We start from the raw sequence: 1923 nt of genomic DNA on the forward strand, positions 1-1923 counted from the left end.
GTTGTGCGCCAGGCATGGCGCGTTGCGCGTTAGCGCAACCCGTTTGGCTGTGGTGGCTGAATGGGTGACTTGGAGGTGAAAGTCCTCTACATACCCGGCAAGGGGAAGTGTTAGCCAGAGGCAAGGGTGTCGCGGGTGACTGCGAATCTGAAGGAAGCCCGAGGCAAAATGCTGGCCTGACGTACAGGAAGCGGATAGAGGCGGCGCAGCGGGGTGAGAAGGCAACAATCTTCAAAGCCCGATACTTGCACGGAACGCTGCGACGTAAATCCGACAGGCATAAGCAGGAAGGTCGCGCGAATTACCCTGGGAGATCTGCGCGTTTGCCATTGTGCTACCGAGCGTCGAGAGGCGACGGGATGAGCGTGCAGAAGTCAGCCGAAGCCGTAGTAAGTGGCGGTTAACCGCGCCACCAAGGGCCGAACAGGTTATGCCGCCAGTAGGCGTCACTGTCTCGTTGGTAGCCGTAATGCAGAAAATTCCCACACAGGAATCTGTCAGTCGAGGTCCCGGCCAGAAGCCGAGGATGAGGGCTGGCAGTGCAGAGGTACCAAGGGCGTCAGTGACGGGGACGAACGCGGAGCCGGACACGCTGATGGAGCGGGTGCTTGCACCGGCGAACCTCAGGCGTGCGTATCAGCGTGTGGTCAGCAACAAGGGAGCGCCGGGTGCCGATGGCATGACGGTCGCTGACCTGGCTGGCTACGTGAAACAGTATTGGCCAATCCTCAAGGCCAGGTTGCTGGCCGGTGAGTACCATCCCCAGGCAGTGCGAGCGGTTGAAATCCCCAAACCGCAAGGCGGAACACGACAACTGGGTATCCCCAGCGTCGTGGATCGCCTGATCCAGCAAGCATTGCAGCAACAACTCACGCCAATCTTCGATCCGTTGTTTTCGGACTACAGCTACGGCTTTCGTCCGGGCAGAAGCACTCATCAAGCCGTTGAAACGGCCCGTTCCCATGTGGAGGCGGGCCACCGCTGGTGTGTGGAACTTGATCTGGAGAAGTTCTTTGATCGGGTCAACCACGACATCCTTATGGCTTGTATCGAGCGTCGGGTCGAAGACAAATGCGTGCTCAGGCTCATCCGCCGTTACCTTGAAGCAGGGGTCATGTCGGGCGGTGTCGTCAGCCCCCGGCAGGAAGGGACGCCGCAAGGCGGCCCGCTCTCGCCGTTGCTGTCGAACATCCTGCTCGACGAACTTGATCGTGAGCTGGAGCGGCGGGGTCATCGCTTCGTGCGCTATGCCGATGATGCGAACATTTATGTGCGTAGTCATCGGTCTGGCGAACGTGTACTGGCCAGTGTCGAGCGCTTCCTGAAGCAACGTCTGAAATTGACGGTGAATCGGAACAAAAGCCAGGTAGCGAGGGCCTGGAGTTGCAGCTATTTGGGTTATGGGATGAGTCGGCATCGGCAGCCCAGACTGAGAGTGGCGGCGATGAGTCTTGACCGCTTGCGCGGCCGGCTCAGAGAGCTACTGCGCGGTGTGCGAGGTCGCAAGATGGCCCGCATTATCGAGCGGCTGAACCCCGTGTTACGAGGGTGGGCGAGCTACTTCAAACTCAGCCAGAGCAAGCGCCCGCTTGAGGAGTTGGACGGGTGGGTCAGGCACAAACTGCGCTGTGTTATCTGGCGACAATGGAAGCAGCCCTCGACGAGAGCCCGCAACCTGATACGGCTGGGGCTGGGTGCAGAGCGTGCCTGTAAATCGACCTCCAATGGCAGGGGCCCATGGTGGAACTCGGGTGCGCCACATATGAATCAGGCGCTACCGAAGAAACTATGGGATCGCCTTGGGCTTGTCTCGATACTGGATACGATCAACCGGCTTAGCCGTATAACCTGAACCGCCGTGTACGGAACCGTACGCACGGTGGTGTGAGAGGACGGCGGGTGTGAACTCGCCTCCTACTCGAT

Annotated in this window: 1 protein-coding gene; it reads left to right on the plus strand. The window is 59.6% G+C overall.

Annotated features, from left to right (window positions below; translation table 11 throughout):
• Nucleotides 1-430 precede the first annotated feature (430 nt).
• Nucleotides 431-1852 carry a group II intron reverse transcriptase/maturase gene (gene ltrA / locus IE038_RS23770; protein WP_102053909.1) on the plus strand — a complete coding sequence of 474 codons (1422 nt, stop codon included), beginning with the start codon at nucleotides 431-433 and terminating at the stop codon, nucleotides 1850-1852.
• Nucleotides 1853-1923: the final 71 nt, after the last annotated feature.

This window comes from Pseudomonas laurentiana, from assembly GCF_014648275.1.
In the GTDB taxonomy this organism is placed as follows: domain Bacteria; phylum Pseudomonadota; class Gammaproteobacteria; order Pseudomonadales; family Pseudomonadaceae; genus Aquipseudomonas; species Aquipseudomonas laurentiana.

Excerpts from the sequence above, each read along its gene's own strand:
- ltrA (WP_102053909.1), top strand. The coding sequence starts at position 431 with ATGCCGCCAGTAGGCGTCACTGTCTCGTTGGTAGCCGTAATGCAGAAA.